This is a genomic window from Lysinibacillus sp. HST-98, assembly GCF_016757845.1.
GTDB lineage: Bacteria > Bacillota > Bacilli > Bacillales_A > Planococcaceae > Lysinibacillus > Lysinibacillus capsici.
The window spans coordinates 1-1,324 of sequence record NZ_JAENHX010000025.1 but is presented as its reverse complement, the minus strand read 5'-3'; the positions used below and the strand labels follow the sequence as shown (position 1 = coordinate 1,324).

At 32.6% G+C, this 1,324-nt stretch carries 1 protein-coding gene; it reads left to right on the top strand.

Translation table 11 applies throughout. The annotated features are described in order from the left end of the window. Positions 1-198 precede the first annotated feature (198 nt). Positions 199-1,158, top strand: coding sequence for a DUF2268 domain-containing putative Zn-dependent protease (locus JIN86_RS23345; protein ID WP_202342977.1), 960 nt, complete (start codon positions 199-201; stop codon positions 1,156-1,158). Positions 1,159-1,324: the final 166 nt, after the last annotated feature.

The window sequence follows — 1,324 nt, the reverse complement described above, 5'->3', positions numbered from 1 at the left end:
TTTTTTAATTAAAGGGCCAGATTATTGATAAACCTTTTCAATAAAATTGGATATTATTGTTGAATTATTGAGTAAAAGATTTTGAAGCTTTTCACTTAAACTAACGGGGCAGTTTAGTTCAAGAATTGATAGACGAAAAGGGACTAAAATATGGTAATATTATTTACAAATAGTCTTTTTTACATAAGGGGGATTTTTTTGAAAAAATATCTAAAAATTGTTGTTGTTTTTATTCTAATAATTTCATGTCTAACCCTTACTTCTTGTACAAAAACAGAAAAAGAGCAAAAAATACTTGACAAAGAAATGGTGTTCTCATTTGAGCACCCTCAAACCAAACAAAAATACAAAATCATTTATGCCAATCAACTGTTTTATCCGTATATTGAAAAGGTCAAAGATAATCCGAATCTTTCAACCTCGGAAACCTTAGAACTGTATAATAATGAGATTATTCAACCCATATATCAAGATTGTTTTGAAAATGGAGAATACCTTCATATGGCAGAAAACCTTCTTAATACGATTCCTAATGGGTTAACAGAAATAGAAGTGGTAAGTGAAAAAATGGAGACTCGTAAAGCAGAAATCAATCAACTTATACAAGAATCCCTTTTGAAATCAGCTGACCTCCTACCCTCTCAAAGGGATGTAGCAGTTTGTGTATTCCCTTCCTCTACCAATAATAGGGGGGCATTCGCAGTAGGGGCGGGCAAAATTATTATCCCACTTAATCTAAATGGTTTGGGGGATGCTTTAAAGTCAATTGTTGCCCACGAATACCATCACAGTGTTTGGGCGGAAAAGCATGCCAATGGGGACAGGTTTTCTGTTTTGGATAATATGGTTTTTGAAGGAAAAGCGGTCATGTTTGAAAAATCTGTATATCCTGACTACGACTATACTCCGATTTACTTGACTTACAACAAGGTTTTGTGGTCTAAAGTTAAACCTGATTTAAAAAATTATGACAGTAATCGTAGTTTAGAAATTTTAAATGGCGGAAAAGGGTTGCCGATATCTTACGGCTATAGTGAAGGCTACAAGATGGTTAAATCCTATCTTGACTTAAATCCTGATAAAACTCCAGAGGAATGGACTGCCTTAAGTGCAAAAGAAATTTTTGAAAAAGGAAACTATCTTGAAAACTATAAATAACAAATCTATGAATGAATTGACATATATTATAGGGGTAAATATATATTAAGAATTAGTTAAAAATAATTGAGTTGCGTATGCAGCTCTTTTTTTCTTATTGAACTAACCAGGTGCTTTAGTTCAAAAACGATCTTCAACAATCGGGCACTTTTCTGAAATTAGGAAA